Origin of the sequence: Spirillospora sp. NPDC049652 (assembly GCF_040675125.1) — a bacterium.
Lineage (GTDB): Bacteria > Actinomycetota > Actinomycetes > Streptosporangiales > Streptosporangiaceae > Spirillospora.
Genome location: NZ_JBFAOF010000952.1, coordinates 1 through 2,663 on the forward strand (window position 1 = coordinate 1; position 2,663 = coordinate 2,663).

A 2,663-nucleotide genomic window follows, 5' to 3' on the forward strand; every position below is an offset into this window, starting at 1 on the left:
CGGTCGAGGGGCTGACGGGCGACGCCGTGCGCGCGTACTTCGGCTCCGTCGTCCCGGCCGAGGCCACCGCGGTCATCGCCGGCGACATCGCGGGCACCGATGTGGACGCCACCCTGGCGGACGCGCTCTCCGGGTGGGCCTCGTCCGGCCCCGCGCTCCCCGCGGCCGACACCATCGCGGCCGTGGACGAGCCGCGCATCGTCATCGTCGACCGCCCCGGGTCCGTCCAGACCTACCTGAACATCAGCCACAGCGTCCCGGACCGCACGAACTCCGACTGGCCGCTGCTGTCGGTCGCGGCGCACGTCCTCGGCGGGGGCCTCACGTCCCGGATGAACACCGTGCTGCGCGAGGAGAAGGGCTACACCTACGGCGTGCGCACGGGCATCCTGCGGATGCCGTACTGCGGCGTGTTCGTGACGCAGGGGTCGGTGCACACCGAGGTGACCGGCGACGCCGTCGCCGACGCCCTGACCCAGCTGCGCTCCATCGGCGAGCGCGGCGTGGACGAGGCCGAGACGACCGCCGCGATCAGCGCGCTGGCCGACCGCGCGCCGGGCGAGTACGAGACGTCCCGCGCGGTCGCCGCCGAACTCGCCGACGCGTCCGCGAGCGGTCTCGGCGCGGACTACACGTCCCGCTACCTGGCCGCGGTGCGCGCCGCGACGCCGGAGTCGGTCGCGAACGCGTACACGACCCACGTCGACACCGACCGCCTGACGGTCGTCGCGGTCGGGGACGCGGCGCAGATCCGCGAGTCGCTGGAGAAGGTCGGCTACGCGAACGTGACGGTCACCGCGAAGTAGCCGGCCGGAGCGGATCTCCCCAGGAGTCGTCCGAAGGAGTTGTCCACAGCCCCGGCGGCCGTTCGGCCGCCGGGGTCCGCTGGGCGTAGTGTGCCGCTTGTCGGATGGCGAGAGGGGATCGTCCAGTGGGATACGCGGGACCGTCGGTGGACACCGTCCTGGCCGAGCCGCAGTGCGCGCCGGGCGGCGTCGTGGCGGGCAACGTCCACCTGCGCGGCGGGGCCGCCCCCACCGAGATCCGGCACGTCACGATCGCGCTCATGCCGCGGATGCGCGACCACCACGGCCGCGACATCGCCGGCCCCGAGGTCTACCGCGGCGCGCTCACCCGGGCCTTCACGCTCTCCCCCGGGGAGGACCGGGCGCTCCCGTTCTCCATCCCGCTGCCCTACGAGCTGCCGTTCACCACCGTCCTCGGGCACGAGCTGCCCGGCTTCACCCTCGGCCTGTGCACCGAGGTGGACGTCCGCGGCGGGCCCGACCCGGGCGACGTCGACCCCATCTCGGTCGAGCCGCTGCGCTCCCAGCAGTGGGTCCTGCAGGCGGCCGCCCGCATGGGCTTCACCATCAGCACGGTCGCGTTCGAGACGTCCCAGGTGGCGGGCCTGTCCCAGCAGCTCCCGTTCCACCAGGAGATCTACCTCAACCCGCCGCCGCACTACCGGCGGCTCGACGCGGTCGGGCTCACCTTCATCGCCAGTCCCGGCACGATGGGCTTCAAGCTCCGTGCCATGGGGCGGGTGAAGGGCGACGACGACTCCTTCGGCGCCTTCGTCGTCGAGCACCCCGAGTCCGCCGAGACCGACTGGACGGCCCGCCTCACCGACTGGCTCGAAGCCGCCGTCCTGCTCCCACCGAACCTCAGCCACGCCCCTGGCCCGCCGCCTCCTCCGGGAGCGCACGCGCCCGCCGGTCCTCCGGGACTGCCACCGGGCTTCGCCGCCGCAGCAGCAGCCCACGGCATGCCACCGGCCGCGGCTCCGGCACCCCACCCTGGCCCCGGCATGCCCGGTCCCGGCGGTTTCGGCCCGGCGGCACCTGGGCCGGGCGGCCCCGGTCCCGGCGGGCACGGGCCTGCCGGTCCCGGCTTCTCCGGGCCGCCGCACGGCCCGGGTTACGGCCCCGGCGCACCCGGGCACGCGCCCGCCTTCGGCCCGGGCGGCGGTGCCCCCGGCGTGCCGCCCAACCCGCTGGGTCCGGGCGGCGGGCCGTCCGCTCCTCATGGCCCTGGCATGCCTCCGTTCGGCGCGCCGCCTGGCCCTCCGGGCCACGCCGGGCCGGGTGGCGGTGTGCATGGCGCGCCGGGCATGCCCCCGGCCGGTCACGGCCTTCCCGGCATGCCCCCCGCCGGCCCGTCGTCCCCCCAACCCATGGGCCCCGGAGGGTTCGGGCCGGCGCAGGGGCCGAACGCCCCCATGCCCGCCCCCGGCCCTGGGCCCGGTCGTCAAGGGCCGCCTCACTTCGGGGCCGGCCCCGGAGGCCCGGGAGGCCCGGGAGCGATGCCCGGCGCGCCCATGCCTGGGCGGCCCGGCCCCGGCATGCCCGCCTACCCTCCGTCGCCGCCACCGGGCGCAGCCGTCCCGCCGGGTGCTCCCCCAGGAGCTCCGCTGCCGCCACCGCCTCCGGGCGCGGGGCCGTATCCCCCGGCGCACGTTCCTCCGATGCCGCCGGGGCCCGGAGCGCCGCCGCCCTATCCCCCGGCCATGTACGGCGCCCCCGTGTACGGCGGACCTCCGCCCCACTACGTCGCGTACGGGCCGCACCACCACCACGGTGCGGAGATCGCCGCGGCGGGCGCGGTCATCGCCGGTGGCATCGCCGCCGAAGTGGCCGTGCACGCTGCCGCCCATGCCGTGG

General features: G+C 76.7%; 2 protein-coding genes. Both read left to right on the top strand.

Annotation, left to right across the window (positions count from 1 at the left end; all coding sequences use genetic code 11):
* On the top strand, window positions 1-806 hold an 806-nt coding region (locus AB0J52_RS35335), incomplete at its 5' end, for a M16 family metallopeptidase (protein WP_500187267.1).
* A gap of 125 nt (window positions 807-931) precedes the next feature.
* A partial coding sequence (locus AB0J52_RS35340) for a sporulation protein (protein WP_500187269.1) occupies window positions 932-2,663 on the top strand: 1,732 nt, incomplete at its 3' end.